The sequence below is a fragment of the Vogesella lacus genome (genome assembly GCF_979366295.1).
Genome location: NZ_CEETQT010000009.1, coordinates 51760 through 69769, shown reverse-complemented (window position 1 = coordinate 69769; position 18010 = coordinate 51760). Strand labels below are relative to the sequence as shown.

General features: G+C 58.9%; 12 protein-coding genes. 7 read left to right on the top strand and 5 right to left on the bottom strand.

What is annotated here, in order from left to right:
- Positions 1-60: 60 nt before the first annotated feature.
- The 5 genes from ychF (at position 61) to ACZ9W6_RS12570 (ending at position 5267) form a co-directional block, all read left to right on the top strand.
- Positions 61-1152 (top strand): redox-regulated ATPase YchF, encoded by a 1092-nt coding sequence (gene ychF / locus ACZ9W6_RS12590; RefSeq protein ID WP_465191509.1) that lies wholly within the window; start codon positions 61-63, stop codon positions 1150-1152.
- An 84-nt stretch (positions 1153-1236) separates the two neighbouring features.
- Entirely contained in the window at positions 1237-2379 is a 1143-nt protein-coding gene (locus ACZ9W6_RS12585) for a glycosyltransferase family 4 protein (protein WP_465191508.1), read from the top strand.
- A complete protein-coding gene (wbaP, locus tag ACZ9W6_RS12580) occupies positions 2372-3823 on the top strand; it encodes an undecaprenyl-phosphate galactose phosphotransferase WbaP (RefSeq protein WP_465191507.1) in 1452 nt (483 codons plus the stop codon). The genes ACZ9W6_RS12585 and wbaP overlap by 8 nt, the downstream gene beginning before the upstream one ends.
- A complete protein-coding gene (locus ACZ9W6_RS12575) occupies positions 3823-4104 on the top strand; it encodes a hypothetical protein (RefSeq protein ID WP_465191506.1) in 282 nt (93 codons plus the stop codon). Before wbaP ends, ACZ9W6_RS12575 begins: the two co-directional genes overlap by 1 nt.
- 17 nt (positions 4105-4121) lie before the next feature.
- Positions 4122-5267 carry a trans-sulfuration enzyme family protein gene (locus ACZ9W6_RS12570; protein WP_465191505.1) on the top strand — a complete coding sequence of 382 codons (1146 nt, stop codon included), beginning with the start codon at positions 4122-4124 and terminating at the stop codon, positions 5265-5267.
- Between the two features lie 91 nt (positions 5268-5358).
- Here ACZ9W6_RS12570 and ACZ9W6_RS12565 read toward each other — a convergent pair whose 3' ends face one another.
- The 3 genes from ACZ9W6_RS12565 to ACZ9W6_RS12555 all read right to left on the bottom strand — a co-directional run bounded on the left by ACZ9W6_RS12565 (position 5359) and on the right by ACZ9W6_RS12555 (position 8124).
- Positions 5359-5841, bottom strand: a complete 483-nt coding sequence (locus ACZ9W6_RS12565) for a GlcG/HbpS family heme-binding protein (RefSeq protein ID WP_465191504.1) — start codon at positions 5839-5841, stop codon at positions 5359-5361.
- A 223-nt stretch (positions 5842-6064) separates the two neighbouring features.
- The gene (locus ACZ9W6_RS12560) at positions 6065-6694 is read right to left on the bottom strand and encodes a response regulator transcription factor (RefSeq protein ID WP_465191503.1); all 630 of its coding nucleotides are present in this window, start codon (positions 6692-6694) and stop codon (positions 6065-6067) included.
- A complete protein-coding gene (locus ACZ9W6_RS12555) occupies positions 6691-8124 on the bottom strand; it encodes a sensor histidine kinase (RefSeq protein ID WP_465191502.1) in 1434 nt (477 codons plus the stop codon). Before ACZ9W6_RS12555 ends, ACZ9W6_RS12560 begins: the two co-directional genes overlap by 4 nt.
- A gap of 134 nt (positions 8125-8258) precedes the next feature.
- Between ACZ9W6_RS12555 and ACZ9W6_RS12550 the strand changes: the two genes are divergently transcribed.
- Positions 8259-9017, top strand: coding sequence for a substrate-binding periplasmic protein (locus tag ACZ9W6_RS12550; RefSeq protein WP_465191501.1), 759 nt, complete (start codon positions 8259-8261; stop codon positions 9015-9017).
- Between the two features lie 78 nt (positions 9018-9095).
- Here the strand turns inward: ACZ9W6_RS12550 and ACZ9W6_RS12545 are convergent, their stop codons facing one another.
- Together ACZ9W6_RS12545 and ACZ9W6_RS12540 are read right to left on the bottom strand one after the other, a co-directional pair.
- Entirely contained in the window at positions 9096-11354 is a 2259-nt protein-coding gene (locus ACZ9W6_RS12545) for an Orn/Lys/Arg family decarboxylase (RefSeq protein ID WP_465191500.1), read from the bottom strand.
- 480 nt (positions 11355-11834) lie between these two features.
- Complete coding sequence (locus tag ACZ9W6_RS12540) at positions 11835-13301, bottom strand: phospholipase D-like domain-containing protein (protein WP_465191499.1); 1467 nt, start codon at positions 13299-13301, stop codon at positions 11835-11837.
- A 255-nt stretch (positions 13302-13556) separates the two neighbouring features.
- Between ACZ9W6_RS12540 and gltB the strand changes: the two genes are divergently transcribed.
- Positions 13557-18002, top strand: coding sequence for a glutamate synthase large subunit (gene gltB, locus ACZ9W6_RS12535; RefSeq protein WP_465191498.1), 4446 nt, complete (start codon positions 13557-13559; stop codon positions 18000-18002).
- Positions 18003-18010: the final 8 nt, after the last annotated feature.

The window sequence follows — 18010 nt, the reverse complement described above, 5'->3', positions numbered from 1 at the left end:
GATATAATTATCCGATTCGTGCCGGGGGAATCCGGCCAACCCGAAAAGCAAGGAATTACAATGAGTCTGAAGTGCGGCATCGTCGGTCTGCCCAATGTTGGCAAGTCCACCCTGTTCAACGCCCTGACCAAGGCCGGTATCGAGGCCGCAAACTATCCGTTCTGCACCATCGAGCCTAACGTCGGCATCGTGGAAGTGCCGGATACCCGTCTGGATGAGCTGTCCAAGATTGTCAACCCGCAGAAAATCCAGCCAGCCATCGTCGAGTTCGTCGATATCGCTGGTCTGGTTGCTGGTGCCTCCAAAGGAGAAGGTCTGGGCAACCAGTTCCTGGCCAATATTCGCGAAACTGACGCTATCGTTAACGTAGTGCGCTGCTTCGAAGACGGCAATATTGTGCACGTGGCCGGCAAGGTCGACCCGATTGCCGATCTGGAAACCATCGGTACCGAGCTGGCGCTGGCCGACCTGTCTGCTGTGGAAAAGGCCATCATCCGCGAGAACAAGAAAGCCAAAGCCGGTGACAAGGACGCCATCAAGCTGGTTGCCCTGCTGGAAAAACTGCTGCCACACCTGAACGAAGGCAAGCCGGTACGCGCTTTCAAGCTGGATGACGAAGAAAAACTGGCGCTCAAGCCGCTGTGCCTGTTGACCATCAAGCCGGCGATGTATGTGGCCAACGTTGCCGAAGACGGCTTCGACAACAACCCGCATCTGGACAAACTCAAGGCACTGGCTGATGCCGAAGGCGCGCCGGTGGTTGCCCTGTGTGCCGCCATCGAAAGCGAAATCGCCGAGTTGGATGATGCCGACAAGGTCGAGTTCCTGTCGTCCATGGGGCTGGAAGAGCCGGGCCTTAATCGTCTGATCCGTGCCGGTTACAAGCTGCTGGGCCTGCAGACTTACTTCACCGCCGGTGTGAAAGAGGTGCGTGCCTGGACCGTGCGTGTTGGTGCGACTGCGCCACAAGCTGCCGGCGTGATCCACACCGATTTCGAGCGTGGTTTCATTCGTGCCCAGACCATTTCGTTTGCTGACTTCGTTCAGTACGGTGGCGAAGCCAAGGCCAAGGAAGCCGGCAAGATGCGTGCCGAAGGTAAAGACTACGTCGTGCAGGATGGCGATGTAATGAACTTCCTGTTCAACGTCTAAGCTGTTGTTGTTTTAAAACCAGCCCCAATGGTGATGCATTTTGCATTAACCTTCGGGGCTGTGTTGTTGCTGGAAAGCGATTAAATGTCCGGAAGCCCAAAAGTTGCCTTGGTCTGTGATTGGTTGCAGGTGTATGCCGGTGCCGAACGGGTTATCGAAGAGATCCTGCACTGTTATCCACAGGCCGAAGTATTTGCCGTTGTCGATTTTGTCGAGGAAAAAGACCGGCACTTTCTGCAAGGCAAGCCGGTGACGACGACATTTATCCAGAAGCTGCCATTTGCGGAAAAACTGTTCCGGCTCTACCTGCCGCTGATGCCGCTGGCGATGGAGCAATTGGACCTGACGCGATTCGATATCGTGATCTCGAGCAGTCATGCGGTGGCCAAGGGGGTCATCACCAGCCCTGACCAGATCCATGTCAGCTATGTTCACTCTCCGCTGCGCTATGCGTGGGATATGCAGTGGGAGTATGTGGGGGCCGGTTTTCTCAGTTACCTGAAGCGCTATCTCTTGTTTCGCATGCGTAACTGGGATGTCCGTAGTGCCAATGCTGTCGATGTGTTTGTGGCCAACTCCAATTTTATTGGCCGCCGGATCGAGAAATGCTACCGGCGAGATTCTCATACCGTTTATCCGCCGGTTTCGATTGATGCATTCTCGATGAGTAGCGAGAAGCAGGATTACTATGTGACCCTGTCGCGCCTTGTCCCTTACAAGCGCATCGATCTCATCGTCGAAAGTTTTGCCGCGATGCCGGACAAGCGCCTGCTGGTTATCGGTGACGGGCCGGAGCGGCAGCGGCTGGAAAATATGGCAACGCCGAATGTGACGATCCTGGGCTTCCAGGAGCATGCGGCGGTGTTGAGTCTGCTGCAGAATGCACGCGCCTTCATTTTTGCTTCGCTGGAAGACTTTGGTATTGCGCCGATCGAGGCGCAGGCCTGCGGTACGCCGGTGATTGCCTTTGGCAAGGGCGGGGCGATGGAAACGGTTTGCGGCTTGTCTTCCGAAAAACCGACCGGCGTATTCTTTGGCGAGCAGAACAGCGAAAGCCTGTGTCGTGCCGTTATGCAGTTTGAAGAAAATATCGACCGTTTTACTGCCGAGGCCTGCCGGCAAAATGCCGAACGTTTTTCGCGTGAGCATTTCCGCGAAAACTTCATGGCGCTTGTCGAGTCGACCTGGGCGAGATTCAAATTGAAACTTGGAAGTGAACATGCTTGAACTGGTATTGCCGGCACAGCAGCAGCAAGCTGTTCGCCGTCGCTGGCAGAACGGGACATTATTCCTGTTGTCGGATATTGCCGCTTTCATTGCCGCCTTCATGCTGGCGCTGTGGCTACTGATCTGGCGACTGGACTTGAGCTGGTTGCTAAGTGGCCGCTGGTGGCACGAGGTTGGCCGCAACCAGTTGTTCATGTTTGCCTGCTTTGCAGTGGCCATCGTTTTCCTGTTCTGGCGGCAAGGACACTACTCGGCACGCTCGACTTTCTGGGAGGAGTTTGCCCAGCAGTTGCGCATCGTGACCTTTATGGGAATTCTGAACGGTGCCGTGGTGATACTGGCTAATAGCCAGTTCTCCAAGACCATCTGGCTGGCCTCGTTTGGCAGTCTCTTGCTGACCTTGCCGCTATTGCGCGGCCTGACTCGTTACGCGCTGCAAAAGACCGGACATTGGTACCGCTCGGCAGTGATCATCGGTTGTGGTGAACTGGCACGCTCCACCTACCGCGCAATCAGCAGTGAAAGCAATCTGGGCTATCGTATCGAGGCTTTTATTGCGACGGATGGCAGCGCCATGCCTGAGAGCGCTTTGCCGAGGCCGGTGTGGCAACTCAATGCAGCCAAGCCTGCACAGTTGTTGGCGCTGTTGCCGGGCTGGCATGTGATTTATGCGGTTGAGCCTGAAGAAGAGCCTGCCTATCCGGGCTGGATGGCCGTGTTGTCACAGGGCTGCAAGAGCATGCATGTGGCACCGCCGGTATCGGAGCTGCCGATTGTTTCGATGCGGCCTTACCACTTTTTCAGCCATGACATCCTGATTCTGGGGCTGCGCAATAATCTGATGCAGCCGTTTCCGGCCTTGCTCAAGCGCGTCAGTGATTGCCTGATGGGCAGCCTGCTGTTGCTGGCTTTGTCGCCTTTGCTGTTATTGATCGCCGTCATGATCAAGATGGATGGCGAGCAGGTGCTGTTTGTCCAGCCGCGGCGAGGGCGTGATGGCAAGGCCTTTGGCTGTCTCAAGTTCCGCACCATGTATCACGATGCCGAGGCACGGCTGGAGAAGCTGATCGCCAGCGATCCGGCAGTGGCTGCCGAATGGCAGGCTTATCGCAAGCTCAAGAACGATCCGCGCATTACCCGCGCTGGCCGTCTCTTGCGCAAGACCAGCCTTGACGAATTGCCGCAGCTTTTCAATGTGATGCGTGGCGAGATGAGTCTGGTCGGGCCGCGACCACGCTTGATGGACGAGCCCAGCGACTATTACTACGAAGCGGTACGACCGGGTATTACCGGGCTCTGGCAGGTAAGTGGCCGTAATCATCTGCCGTACTCGCAAAGACTGCTGCTTGATGTCTGGTATGTGAAAAACTGGAATCTCTGGTATGACCTGGCGATTCTGATCAAGACCGCCAAAGTACTGGCGACACGGCACGGAGCTTACTGATGCGACTGGCTGATTTTTTCCGCCAGGAAGACAAGATAAAACATATTGTCATCAGTGCTGGTCTGGTTCTGCTGTTTTCCCTATTGCTGCCGCTGACATCGGTCATCATCCTGGTGATGCTGATCGGTACCGGCAAAGAATTGCTCGATAAATACTATTACAAGTCCGGTTTTTGCTGGTTTGACATGCTGGCAAATGTAGCGGGTTGTCTGCTGGGCTTGTTGCTGCTGGGAGTCTGGCACTTGCCAGCCTTGAGTGCGGCCTTGCCGGCCTTGTCATAATTTGCGGAGACGAATAGATGAAGTTTGCCACCAAGGCCATACACGCCGGTTACGATTATCACGGCCATCAGCGTGCGGTAATGCCGCCTATCTACCAGACTTCGGCATTTGCCCATAACGAAGTAGGCGAGTCGCTGGATTTTGCCTACGCACGAACCGGCACACCGACCCGCGCCGTGCTTGAGGCCAACCTTGCCGCACTAGAAGGTGCTGCGCATGGCCTTGCCTTTGCCAGCGGTATGGCGGCGATCGATGCCGTGTTGCGTGCGACTTTGCAGCCGGGTGATGAAGTCATTGCGGTGGCCGATCTTTATGGCGGCGCCTATCGTATTCTGACCAAAGTGATGGCGGCACAGGGCATTACCGTGACCTTTGCCGACCTTACAGATACCGCGAAGCTGGATGGCCTGATCAGCAGCAAGACACGTCTGTTGTGGCTGGAATCACCAACCAACCCGCTGCTGAATATGGTCGACATCGCCGCACTGTCTGCAACGGCGCGTCAGCATGGCGTCAAAACCGTGGTCGACAGCACCTTTGCCACGCCGTATCTGCAAAACCCGCTGGCTTTGGGGGCGGATATCGTGGTGCATTCGGCCACCAAATATCTGGGTGGTCATTCGGATGTCTTGCTCGGCCTCGTTGCCGTCAGTGACGACGCGCTCTTCAAGGCCATCAAGTTTGTGCAGAATGCCGCAGGTGCCGTTCCAGGCCCGCAGGACTGTTTCCTGACGCTGCGTGGTATCAAGACCTTGGCCCTGCGCATGGAGCGTCATTGCGACAACGCCGAGAAAGTAGCCGCCTGGCTGAATGATCATCCGGCGATCGAAAAGGTGTTCTATCCGGGCTTGCCCGAACATCCGGGTCATGAGCTGGCCAAGCAGCAGATGCGCCGTTTTGGTGGCATCGTCACCGTCTATCTGAAGGATGACAGCCGCGCAGCGGCCAGCCGTATTGCCGGCAAGCTGCAGCTATTCATGCTGGCCGAGTCGCTGGGCGGGGTGGAATCGCTGGTCAATCACAGCTACACCATGTCGCACGGTGGCATGCCGCCGGAGCAAAAAGCTGCGCTTGGCATTCGCGATGGTCAGTTGCGCCTGTCTGTCGGCATCGAAGATATCGACGATATTCTGGCGGATCTGGCGCAGGCACTGGCTGAATAAGCGCGTCTGATTTTTCGCCAAGGCAAAAGGCCACGCCGATACGGTGTGGCCTTTTGCTATGTATCTGCGGCCAACCGTTGCCGCAGACTGTTTACTTGAACATTGCTGCATTGGCGTCGATGGCGGCCTGACCACACTGTTCATCCAGATGACCGCCCGGCGCACCGCCAATACCGATGGCACCGATCACTTCGTTACCAGCCTTCAGCGGCAGGCCACCGCCCAGCAGCAGGAAGCCCGGGATATCGCTCAGGTTGGCCGCGCCGGGGTTCTTCTGGGCGTTTTCCATCATGGCCAGTGTGGCAGCCTTGGCTGAAGCCGAGGTATAGGCCTTGGCCTGACTGGCGGCAATCGTGTGGGCACCGGCATTGTCGGCACGCGCAAAGGCCTTCAGGTTACCGGCACGATCAACCACGCTGACGGCGACATTCCAGCCTTTGGCCTGGCACTGGGCAACCGCATCGGTAGCCAGCTTGTGTGCATCGGCCAGCGAAACATTGCGCTCGGTCAGAGGGGCGGCCTGCACCAGAGTGGCGCTGCCCAGCAGTAGGGTGGTAATCAGGGTGCGGATCATAGTGAGACTCCTGTGTGTTGTGGGGCGAGTGATGTCTGTATGGTAGGCAAACACGGCCCATCGCAACATTCGGTCGATTACGCCATGCTCTCCGTAGTCTTACGGAGGAATGACGGGCTGGCAGGGCAAGGGCACTTGTCGAAACACACAAGGATTGACCGCAACCGGGCTGCTGCATCTGGACTAGGTAGGATCGGGTTGGCTGGGACGAGCTTCGTCGCCCTCACGGCAACGGTGGCTGCTCCGGCAACAAGGCCAGGTAGTGGCGGATCAGCTGGGCGAGGGTATCGACCTCAAGCTTGCTGAACACATTGGCGCGATAGGTCTCGACCGTGCGGGGTGACAGGCCGAGTTCGCGCGCGATTTCCTTGTTGCTCAAACCATCGGCAATGCCATGCAGTACATCCAGCTCGCGGCCGGATAGCTTGGCGATGCGTTGCCGTGCGGCCTGGCTGGCGGCTTGCCGTTCACGGCTGGCGATGTGCTGACGCACGGCTTTTTGCACGCTGTCGAGAAATACATCATCGTCCACCGGCTTTTGCAGGAACTCGAAAGCCCCGTTCTTGAAGGCGCGCCGGCACAGGTCGACATTGCCATGGCCGGTCAGCATGATGACCGGCAAATCGCAGCCGACGAGGCGATCAAGCACATCCAGCCCGCTCATGCCAGGCATCCGGATATCCAGCACCAGACAGGCAATCTGCTCGCTGCTGTAGCTGGCAAGAAACTGCAGCGGATCGGTAAAGCCCTGACTGCGCAGGCCGACACTGCGCAGTAGCAGAGCCAGTGCTTCGCGCACGGCCTCATCGTCGTCCAGCAAATAAATCAGCGGGGATTGTGAGTCAGGATTCATGGTGCGGCAGGCTCCGTGGCATCGGCCAAAGGCAGGGTCAGAGTGAAGCAGGCGCCACCGGCTGGCAGGTTGGCCGCAGTCAGGCTGGCATGCATGCCATGAGCGAGTGTTTCGGCCAGGCTTAGCCCCAAGCCCAGGCCGCCTTCGCGGGTGGTAAAGAAGGGCTGGAACAGCTGCGGCAGCACCGTCTCGGCAATGCCGGGGCCATCATCACTGACGCACAATCGGTAATGTTTGCCTTGGCGGCTGCCGTGCAGGCGGATATGTCCACCGCCAGTGCCAAGGGCTTGCGCCGCGTTTTGCACCAGATTGTGCAGGATCTGCTCGAGCGCGACCGCATCGGCCATTACCTGGCAGTCCGGGACATCATCCAGCCAGCTGATGGCAATGCCCTTGGCTGCCAGTTCGTGTTGCTGCAGATCGAGCAGACTTTGCAATAGAGGTGCCAGCGGCATGGCCTTGATCTGGCCGGCGCCGGTCTGGCCGATCATATTACGCAGGCGGCCGACGATATCGGCAGCGCGCCGTGCCTGGCTTGCGCTGGTGTGCAGTGCATGGCGCACGCTGTCGCGCTCGTCTTCATCATCCAGTAATCGCTCAGCAGCCCGTACATTGGCCAGAATGGCCGTCAGTGGCTGATTGAGTTCGTGCGCCATGCCGGCTGCCATTTCACCCAGCGAACCCAGACGATGCTGGTGGGCGAGCCTGAGCTGTTCTTGCGCCAATTGTTGTTGACGCCTTGCCTGATGACGATGATGCCAGGTCAGCAAGCCAAGCGTGCTCAGCAGGGCCAAGAGCAGGCTTTGCCACCACGGCCAGTTGCTCAGCTGATAGCGCCCCTGGCTCTGGAAGGTGAAAGCCTGATCGCCTATCAGTAGCGGTTTTTGCAGCTCGAATGCATCCAGTGTCAGCAGCTTGGCCGCAGGTCGCGCCAGCAGCTGGCTCTGGCCTTGGGGTAACTGCAGGCTGACTTCGCCAAGCTCCGCAGGCCAGTCAGGTGTGGCCAGCCAGCGGCGTACATCAATCTGCATGGCCCAGCCGCCGGGATGAATCAGCCACAGCCGATGGCGTTCGGCAGGGCGGACTACAGTTTTGCCCTGCTGACGTGCCTGTTGCCAGTCGTGCCGCAGGGTGGGCGGCAGCCTGTTTGCCTCCTGTGGCAGGTAATGCAGTTGCTGCAGCTGCGGCATCACGCCCTGCAGGCCGGCCAGCAGATTGTGGCTGGCAGGCGGCACATTCAGCTGTGCCAATGTGGCGAGTACGGCCTCTTGCTGCGCGCTTTTCTGGCTGAGCAGGCGGTGGGCAATACTGCTGTCCTGACTGAAGCGAGCCTGCTGCGTCTGCCAGTCAGTGAGGCCGATCAGCAGATTGCCCAGCAGATTGGCGGCCAACCATAGCCAGATCAGGTGAAGGCGGGGACGGATCATCATGCCCCATTATTGCAGCAGAACGGCGAGCTGGCTTTCCGTAGCAGTACGGAGGCCAAGCCGGGGCCTCGCACAGCCTTGTTTGTCAGTCGGCTATGGGCTAGAAAACAAGTCAATCAATGCGGTTTGGAGGGCGTATGCAACACTGGTTTATCGCCCTGCTATGGTGCTGCTTGCCAGTGGCAGCACTGGCCGAAGCCCAGATGCGGGTTGTGACCGAAGACTCGCCGCCGATGGCCATGGTCAAGGATGGCAAATTGTCAGGACCGGCGCCACAATTTGTCAGCGAGTTGTTCCGTCGCAGCGGTATCACTAGCGAGCAGCAGACTTACCCTTGGGCGCGGGCTTATGCGATGGCGCTGAGCCAGCCGAATGTGGCGCTGTATTCGCTGGCCCGAACGCCCGAACGGGAAAGCCTGTTTTTCTGGGTAGGCGAGCTCTACCGCACGGATATCTCGTTTTACGCGCTGTCATCACGCAACGATCTCAAACTGCAGGCATTGCATGAGGCAAAAGACTTGCGCATAGGGGTGATCCGGCAGGATGTGCGGGTCGGTTGGCTGAAAAAGCAGGGCTTTGTCGAATGGCAACCCGGTATGGTTGGCGGACTGGATTATGCCGATAGCAGTGACAGCAATTATCGCAAACTGATGCGCGGGCTGATTGATCTGGTACCGGTATCGGATGCTGCCATCCAGGTTTACTGCGAAAAGGAAAACATCAGCTGCAAGCAGTTTCGCCGGGTGTTGCCATTGCCGCTGAGCATCGATCTTTATCTGGCCGTCAGCAAGGGCACCTCGCCGGTAACGGTCAGGCAGCTGCAGAAAACTTACCGCCAGATGGTAGAGGATGGCACGCTGGAACAGATCTTCAGCCCGATCCGGCAGCTGGACTGATGTCACACCACTGATAGCACTGCGGCCAACCTTGCAAAAGGTTGGCCGCAGTGCTGAAGACTAAGCGTTGAGGGTGCCTCAGGCTTTGACGCAATCCACGCAATACACCTTCCTGCCGTCGACTTCATGGCCGACGAGGCCGTGTACATCGGTCTCGAAGCCAGGCAGCTGGCGGTTGAAGGCCTGTACGAAGCGCAGGTAGTCGACGATGGTCTTGTTGAATACCTCGCCCGGAATCAACAGCGGGATGCCTGGCGGGTATGGCGTCAGCAGTACCGCGGTCACCCGGCCTTCCAGCTCGTCCACCGGCACGCGCTCGATCTCGCGGTGTGCCATCCTGGCAAAGGCATCACCCGGACGCATCGCCGGTGCCATTTCCGACAGATAGATTTCGGTGGTCAGGCGGGCGATGTTGTGTTCGCCGTACAGGCCGTGAATTCTCAGGCACAGGTCTTTCAGGCCGACGCGCTCGTACTGCGGGTACTTGGCGACGAATTCCGGCATCACGCGCCACAGCGGCTGGTTCTTGTCGAAGTCGTCCTTGAACTGCTGCAGCAGCGAGATCATGGTGTTCCAGCGGCCCTTGGTAATGCCGATGGTGAACATGATGAAGAAGCTGTACAGGCCGGTCTTTTCGACCACCACGCCGTGCTCGGTCAGGTACTTGGTGACGATGGCGGCCGGGATGCCCAGCTCTTCGAAGCTGCCGTCGAGTGCGAGGCCAGGGGTCAGGATGGTGGCCTTGATCGGGTCCAGCATATTGAAGCCGTCTTCGATGCCGGCAAAGCCGTGCCACTGGTCGTCAGCGCGCAGCGTCCAGTCGGCCGGATCGCAGATGCCGTCGTCCGACAGGGCATCCGGGCCCCAGACGCGGAACCACCAGTCATTGCCGTACTCTTCGTCCACCTTGCGCATGGCGCGGCGGAAGTCCAGCGCCTCCACCAGCGATTCTTCGACCAGCGCCTGGCCGCCGGGCTGCTCCATCATCGCGGCCGCCACATCGCAGCTGGCGATAATCGCGTACTGCGGGCTGGTCGAGGTGTGCATCAGATAGGCTTCGTTGAAGCTCATGGTATCGAGCTGACGATTCTGCGGGTCCTGCACCAGAATCTGAGAAGCTTGCGAGATGCCTGCCAGCAGTTTGTGGGTGGACTGGGTCGAGAAAATCATCGACTCCTTGCAGCGCGGACGGCCTTCGCCGATGGCGTGGAAGTCGCCGTAGAAATCGTGGAAGCTGGCGTGCGGCAGCCAGGCTTCGTCAAAGTGCAGGGTGTCGACTTCGCCATCCAGAATGCCCTTGATCTCCTCGACGTTGTACAGAATGCCGTCGTAGGTCGACTGGGTCAGTGTCAGGATGCGCGGTTTGGCGTTCGGGTTCTTGGCCAGCGCTTCGCGGGCGTAAGGGTTGGCCGCAATCTTGGCGCGGATGGATTCCAGCGAAAACTCGCTCTTCGGAATCGGGCCGATGATGCCGTAGTGGTTGCGCGTCGGCATCAGGAACACCGGAATCGCGCCGGTCATGATGATGGCGTGCAGGTTGGACTTATGGCAGTTGCGGTCCACCAGCACGATGTCGCCGGCAGCAACGGTGCTGTGCCACACGATCTTGTTACTGGTCGAGGTGCCGTTGGTGACGAAGAACAGATGGTCGCAGCTGAAGATACGGGCGGCGTTACGCTCGGAGGCGGCTACCGGGCCGGTGTGATCCAGCAACTGGCCCAGCTCGTCAACCGCATTGCACACGTCGGCGCGCAGCATGTTCTCACCAAAGAACTGGTGAAACATCTGGCCGACCGGCGACTTCAGGAAGGCCACGCCGCCGGAGTGCCCCGGGCAGTGCCAGCTGTAGGAGCCGTCGTAGGCGTAGTTCACCAGCGCACGGAAAAACGGCGGCGCCAGGCTGTCCAGATAGCTTTTCGCCTCGCGGATGATATGGCGCGCAACGAACTCGGGCGTGTCTTCATGCATGTGGATGAAGCCATGCAGCTCGCGCAAGATATCGTTCGGGATATGACGGGCAGTGCGCGTTTCACCGTACAGATAGACCGGAATATCCGGGTTGCGGCGACGGATTTCGGCCACAAAACCGTACAGGCCGCCCAGCGCAGTGCTGGCGCTGTCATCGGTCTGGAATTCTTCATCGTCGATCGACAGGATAAAGCCGGCGGCGCGGCTCTGCTGCTGGGCGAAGGAGGTCAGATCGCCATAGCTGGTGTAGCCGATAACGTCCATGCCTTCGGCCTTGATGGCGTCGGCCAGCTCACGGATGCCGGAGCCGCTGGTGTTCTCGGAACGGAAATCCTCGTCGATGATGACGATAGGAAAGTGAAAACGCATACCTGAGTCCTTGTTGCTGTTAACTCGGACACGTCAGGCTGCCGGCAGGCCAAATGGGCAGTGTGTGAACCTCGCCGGGTGCAAGGGCGGGCTCGGGCACCTGTAACGCCAATACTGGCCTTCACGGCTGGGCCGGAAGTGTCACTCGGTGCGCGTTGGGGCACAGTTCTGTACGTACGACGTGATGCCGCCGCCCTGGATGGCTGGCCTTGAGGCGCGATTGTTTAATCCGGCCAAGGCCGGAACAAAGGGGCGCTTTGCACCGCGGTCCGCACTGGGAGGCTCGCCTCCTTCACGTCTGCCGGCTTAGGGTGTTGTCGTCCGGGTGGCCTGGAAAAAGGTTGGCCGCAACGGAAAACACCTTCGAATAACCCAAGAAAGGGCGCATTGTAGCCGCATTGCAGCATCAGATGTTGACCATCTGATGACAGATTCTGCATTTTTTTATGGGCAGATTTTACGAGGATGCGACCTGATCATTCAGGATTGGTCGGTGGATTCGGCTTTATTGGTCTGATCGGCCTGTTTTCGCTTGTGACGATAGCGCCGCGCGTACAGACCGAGACTGCGCAGCAGCACGGCACTGCCGGCCATGGCCAAAAGTAGCATTAGCGGGATGGCCGCCAATTGCGGGAAGAAAAACAACAACACGGCACTGCCGAGCAAGACCAGCGCAATGGCGAGAAAGGCGCTGGCTTCGCTGCTTTCGACTGCCCGCGTGCCGCGCACGGCCGCCTCGACCACTTCACCGATGCGCACCGCCTGGCGTGCCGCGGCTGCGGCACCGGCGGCCGCCTGTTGCCGCACCGGCAGCCGCTTGGCGCGGCGGCGCTCTTTCAGCAAAGGTTGGCCGCGTCGCCCGCCCAGTACGACCTCGGTCGCATGTTCAAGATCCAGCAGGAAGCGCTGCTCCATTTGTGCGGCCAGGGTGTCATCCTCGATCGCCAGATCCAGCTCGCGGTTGGCCATCCAGCTTGACCAGTTGAGATTGGTCGAGCCGATACGTGCCCAGCGGCCATCGGCAACCGCAGTCTTGGCATGAATCATCGGGCCGTTCCACTCAAAAACGCGCACACCGGCCTCCAGCAAAGGGCGGTACAGGGTGCGCGATACGGTGGCAATCCATGGAATATCGCTGGAGCGCGGCACCAGCAGCCGCACATCCACGCCATCACGGGCGGCCTGCTGCAGTGCCGACAGATAGGCACCCGTGCCCATGAAGTAGGCATCGGTCAGCCACAGGCGCTGGCGGGCAAAGCCGGCAATCAGCAGGTCCAGCCGCATCAGATTGGCGGTAGCCGGTGTGGTGGCAATCAGCCGTGCTGATACCTCGCCGGCCTGTTCTGTACGGTAGGCAAGGGTCTCGGGTAGTGCCGCGCCGCTGTGTTGCCAGCTGTCGGCAAAGGCCGCGAGGCAGTCGGCCAGCAGGGGGCCGCGCAGTTGCAGGCCGGTATCGCGCCAGTCGGCCCAGTGGCTGCTGATGCAGAGTCCGCCGATAAAGGCGGTTTCGCCATCGATGACGATCAGCTTGCGATGATCCCGCCCCAGCAGGCGCAAGCCGCTGCCCAATCCGGGCGCCTGCCAGCTGCGCACCTCGGCGCCAGCCGCCTTCAGCGGGGCAAAAAAACGCAGCAGGTGTTCTTTCCAGCAGCCAAGCCAGTCATACAGCAAATACACCGCCACACCTTGGCGAGCCTTTTCGCACAGCAGATCGCGAAACTGCCGGCCCAGCTCGTCGTCGGCAAAGAGATACATCTCGATGAGTATGGACTCGCGGGCATTGTCGACTGCGGCCAACCAGCGCGGGAAGTTCTCTGCGGCATCAAACAGCAACTCGACCGCATTGCCGGCCACCAGGGGGGCGCCAGCCGAGCGCGCCAGCGCCTGTTCGGCTAGCTGACGGGATAAGGGCGTATGAGCGGCACTGCCTGACGGTGTCATTGTCATGATGATATTTGATTTGTATACATTCTACACTTCAGAGTGCAATCGGCTTTGGCAACATGCTGGTCGTATTTTTGAATGTTAGTGTCTCGATTACATAAACTGCTCATGCACAAAAATGGCAATTACGTTTGCGTAAACTTGATCTAAATCATTGAAATTAAACGGCTAATGCGATGCACAAAAAGCGGTTGCAGGTCAGCAATCTTGACCTTAGAATCGAAGACATTCGCTTCACATTATAATCAGGGACTTAGCATGAACAGACAGAGCTGGCTGGAGGGAACCCTCTACCGCCCGGATTTCGAACAGGACAGCTGTGGCTTCGGTTTGATCGCCCAGCTGGACGACAAACCTTCGCATTGGCTGGTACAAACTGCCATTTCTTCCCTGGCGAAACTGACTCACCGTGGCGCGGTGGCCGCGGATGGCAAGTCGGGTGACGGCTGTGGTTTGCTGTTCCGCAAGCCTGACGGCTTTTTGCGTGAAGTGGCCGCGGAAGCCGGTTTCTCGCTGAAGGCGAACTACGCGGCGGGTCTGGTGTTTTCCCATCCGCAAGATGGCGAGCGCAGCCGTAACCGCCTGAAAGAATTCCTCGAAAGCCAGGGGCTGGAAGTCGCCGGCTTCCGTGCGGTGCCTATCGATCTGGACGCCTGTGGCGAACAGGCAATGGCTTCCCTGCCAAGTTTTTATCAGGTGTTCGTCAACTGCCCGTTCGGCATGGACGAGCTGACTTTCCAGCGCCGCCTGTACATGGGCCGCCGTCAGGCTGAAAAAGCCAACAAGGCCGACGATCCATATTTCTATATCCCGACGTTGTCGCCACACACCCTGTCGTACAAGGGGCTGGTGACGCCGGACAATCTGGCCAAGTTCTATCTGGACCTGTCCGATCCGCGTTTCGAATCCAGTCTGTCGGTCTTCCATCAGCGTTTCTCGACCAATACCTGGCCGCAGTGGAAGCTGGCGCAGCCGTTCCGCTTCCTTGCGCATAACGGCGAGATCAACACCGTACAAGGTAACCGCAACTGGGCGCGTGCCCGCGAGCGCATCATGACCTCGCCGCACATCGATATGGACGCGATTCGTCCTATCGTGCAGACCGACGGTTCCGACTCGATGTCGCTGGACAATATGCTGGAAGGCCTGCTGATGGGTGGTATTCCACTGTTCCGCGCGCTGCGTCTGCTAGTGCCGCCGGCATGGCAGAACGTGGACTCCACCGACAAGGACCTGCGTGCCTTCTACGAATTCAACTCCATGCATATGGAGCCGTGGGATGGCCCGGCCGGCATCGTGCTGACCGATGGTCGCTACGCCGGCTGTATGCTGGATCGTAACGGTCTGCGTCCGGCGCGTTGGGTACTGACCAAGGACAATATCCTCACCATCGCCTCCGAAGTGGGCGTATGGGATTACAAGCCGGAAGACGTGGTGAAAAAAGGCCGCGTGAAGCCGGGTCAGCTGTTTGCCGCTGATCTGCAAACCGGTGAGATTCTGTATCCGGAAGACATCGATGCCCAACTGAAGTCGGCCAAACCTTATCGCCAGTGGATCAAGGATGCCGGTTCGCGTCTGGAGCTGTCGATCGAGGATGATGCCGGCCTCGAAGCCTGGCCGAAAGACCAGCTGCTGACCTTCCAGAAGCTGTACAACATCAGCTTTGAAGAGCGCGACCAAATCCTGCGTGTCCTGGCTGAAGATGGCCAGGAAGCTGTCGGCTCGATGGGGGATGACACCCCGATGGCGGTGTTGTCGCAAAAAGTGCGTTCGCCGTTCGACTATTTGCGCCAGCAGTTTGCCCAGGTCACCAACCCGCCGATCGACCCGATCCGCGAAGCGATCGTGATGTCGCTGAACACCGTATTCGGCCCCGAGCGCAATATGTTCGAGGAAACCGCCGAGCACGCCAAACGCCTCGAAGTGCGCAGCCCGGTGCTGTCGCGCGAGAAGTTCGTGCGCATCACCACCCGCACCGAGCCTTACCTGAAGGCGACCACCTTCGATCTGTGCTACGACCCGAGCGAAATCGCGCTGGAAGATGCGATCCGCAAGCTGTGCGCGCATGTGGTTGAGGCGGTACAGGAAGGCACCGTGATCGTGATCCTGTCCGATCGCACCATTGCGGCCAACCGTCTGCCTATTCATGCCTTGTTCGCCACCGGTGCCGTGCATCACGCGCTGATTGATGCCGGCCTGCGTTGCAAGTCAAATATTCTGGTTGAAACCGGTACCGTTCGCGACCCGCACCAGATGGCGGCGTTGATCGGTTACGGCGCGACGGCGGTGTATCCGTATCTGGCTTACCAGACCATTGTCGATCTGGTACAGACTGGCGACGTACACCTGCGCGTCAACGAAGCGCTGCAACACTACCGCAAGGGCATCAACAAGGGCCTGATGAAGGTGTTGTCGAAGATGGGCATCTCCACCATCGCTAGTTACCGTGGTGCGCAGTTGTTCGAAGGTATCGGCCTGCACGAAGATGTGGTGACGCTGTGTCTGAAGGGCACGGTGTCGCGTATTTCGGGTGCCGGTTTTGACGATTTCGAAGACGACCAGAAAAAACTGTCCAAACTCGCTTTCAACCCGATGCGTGCCGTCACGCAGGGTGGTCTGCTCAAGTACGTGCACGGCGAGGAATACCACGCCTACAACCCGGACGTGGTGCAGATGTTGCAGAAGGCGGTGCAGAACACCGATTACGACGCCTACAAGCAATACGCCGAGCTGGTGAACAGCCGTCCGGTCGCCATGTTCCGCGACCTGATGGAGATCAATCTCGATGGCATCACCCCGATCTCGATCGATGAAGTTGAGCCGGTAGAAAGCATTCTCAAGCGTTTCGACTCTGCCGGTATGTCGCTGGGCGCCTTGTCGCCGGAAGCGCACGAGGCGATGGCCACAGCGATGAACCGTCTGGGCGGCCGTTCCAACTCGGGTGAAGGCGGTGAAGATGCCTCACGTTACGGCACCGAGAAGATGTCCAAGATCAAGCAGGTGGCCTCTGGCCGCTTTGGCGTGACACCGCATTATCTGGTGAATGCCGAAGTGCTGCAGATCAAGGTGGCGCAAGGTGCCAAGCCGGGCGAAGGTGGCCAGCTGCCAGGTGACAAGGTGTCGCCGCTGATTGCCAAGCTGCGCTGCTCCAAGCCGGGCATCAGCCTGATTTCGCCGCCGCCGCATCACGACATCTACTCGATTGAAGATCTGGCCCAGCTGATTTTCGACCTCAAGCAGGTCAATCCGAAAGCGCTGGTGTCGGTAAAACTGGTAGCCGAGCCGGGTGTAGGCACGATTGCCGCCGGTGTGGCCAAGGCCTATGCCGACCTGATTACCATCTCCGGCTATGACGGTGGCACTGGTGCCTCGCCGCTGACTTCGGTGAAGTATGCCGGTAGCCCGTGGGAGCTGGGTCTGTCCGAGGCGCAGCAGGTGCTGCGTGCCAACGGTCTGCGCGGTCGCGTCCGCATGCAGACGGACGGCGGCCTGAAAACCGGTCTGGATGTGATCAAGGCGGCGATGATGGGGGCTGAAAGCTTCGGCTTCGGTACAGGCCCGATGATTGCGCTGGGTTGCAAATTCCTGCGTATCTGTCACCTGAACAATTGCGCCACCGGTGTGGCCACCCAGGAAGTGAAGCTGCGTTCCAAGTACTTCATCGGCTTGCCGGAAATGGTGATGAACTACTTCCTGTTCATCGCCCAGGAAACCCGCGAGTGGATGGCCAAGCTTGGCGCGCGCAATATGGAAGAGCTGATCGGCCGCATGGATTTGCTGACGCTGCGCGAAGGTGCGACCAGCAAGCAGCAGAAGCTGGATCTGGCCCCCTTGCTGTCGCTGGGTAGCGTGCCGGATAGCGTGCCGCGTTACTGCATCAGCGACTCCAACCCGTCCTTTGACAAGGCCGAGTTTGCGGAAGAGGTGCTGAAAGACGCGCTGCCAGCCATCAACAACAAGCAGATGCTGGAGCTGTCGTACAACATCGAAAACACCCATCGTTCGATCGGTGCGCGTCTGTCCGGTGAAATTGCCCGTGTGCATGGCGCTGCCGGTCTGCCATTCGGTTGCCTGAAGGTGAAGTTCAACGGTTCGGCCGGTCAAAGCTTTGGCGTGTGGAATGCGCCAGGCCTGCACCTCGAGCTGGAAGGCGATGCCAACGATTACGTCGGCAAGGGTATGGCTGGTGGCCGCGTGACCATCTACCCGCCAAAAGGTGCAGCTTACAAATCGTCCGAATCCATCATCGTCGGCAATACCTGCCTGTACGGTGCGACTGGCGGCCAGTTGTTTGCCGCAGGTGTAGCGGGTGAGCGTTTCGCGGTGCGTAACTCCGGTGCGCTGGCCGTGATCGAAGGTGCCGGTGACCATTGCTGCGAATACATGACTGGTGGCAGCGTGATTGTACTGGGCGAAACCGGTTACAACTTCGGTGCAGGTATGACTGGCGGTTTTGCCTTCGTCTACGACCGTGCCGAGCGTTTTGCCTACCGCTACAACAACGAGCTGGTGGACATCAATCTGATCAATGGCGAAGCGATGGGCATGTATCGCGCCTACCTGCTGGAAAAGATTGCCAAGCACGTCGAGCTGACCGGCTCCGAAACCGGCCGTGCCATGCTGGAGAACTTCGACGACTACGTCGACTACTTCTGGCTGGTGAAGCCGAAGGCCGCCAAGCTCGAGAGCCTGCTCAAAGACTGATAATGAAT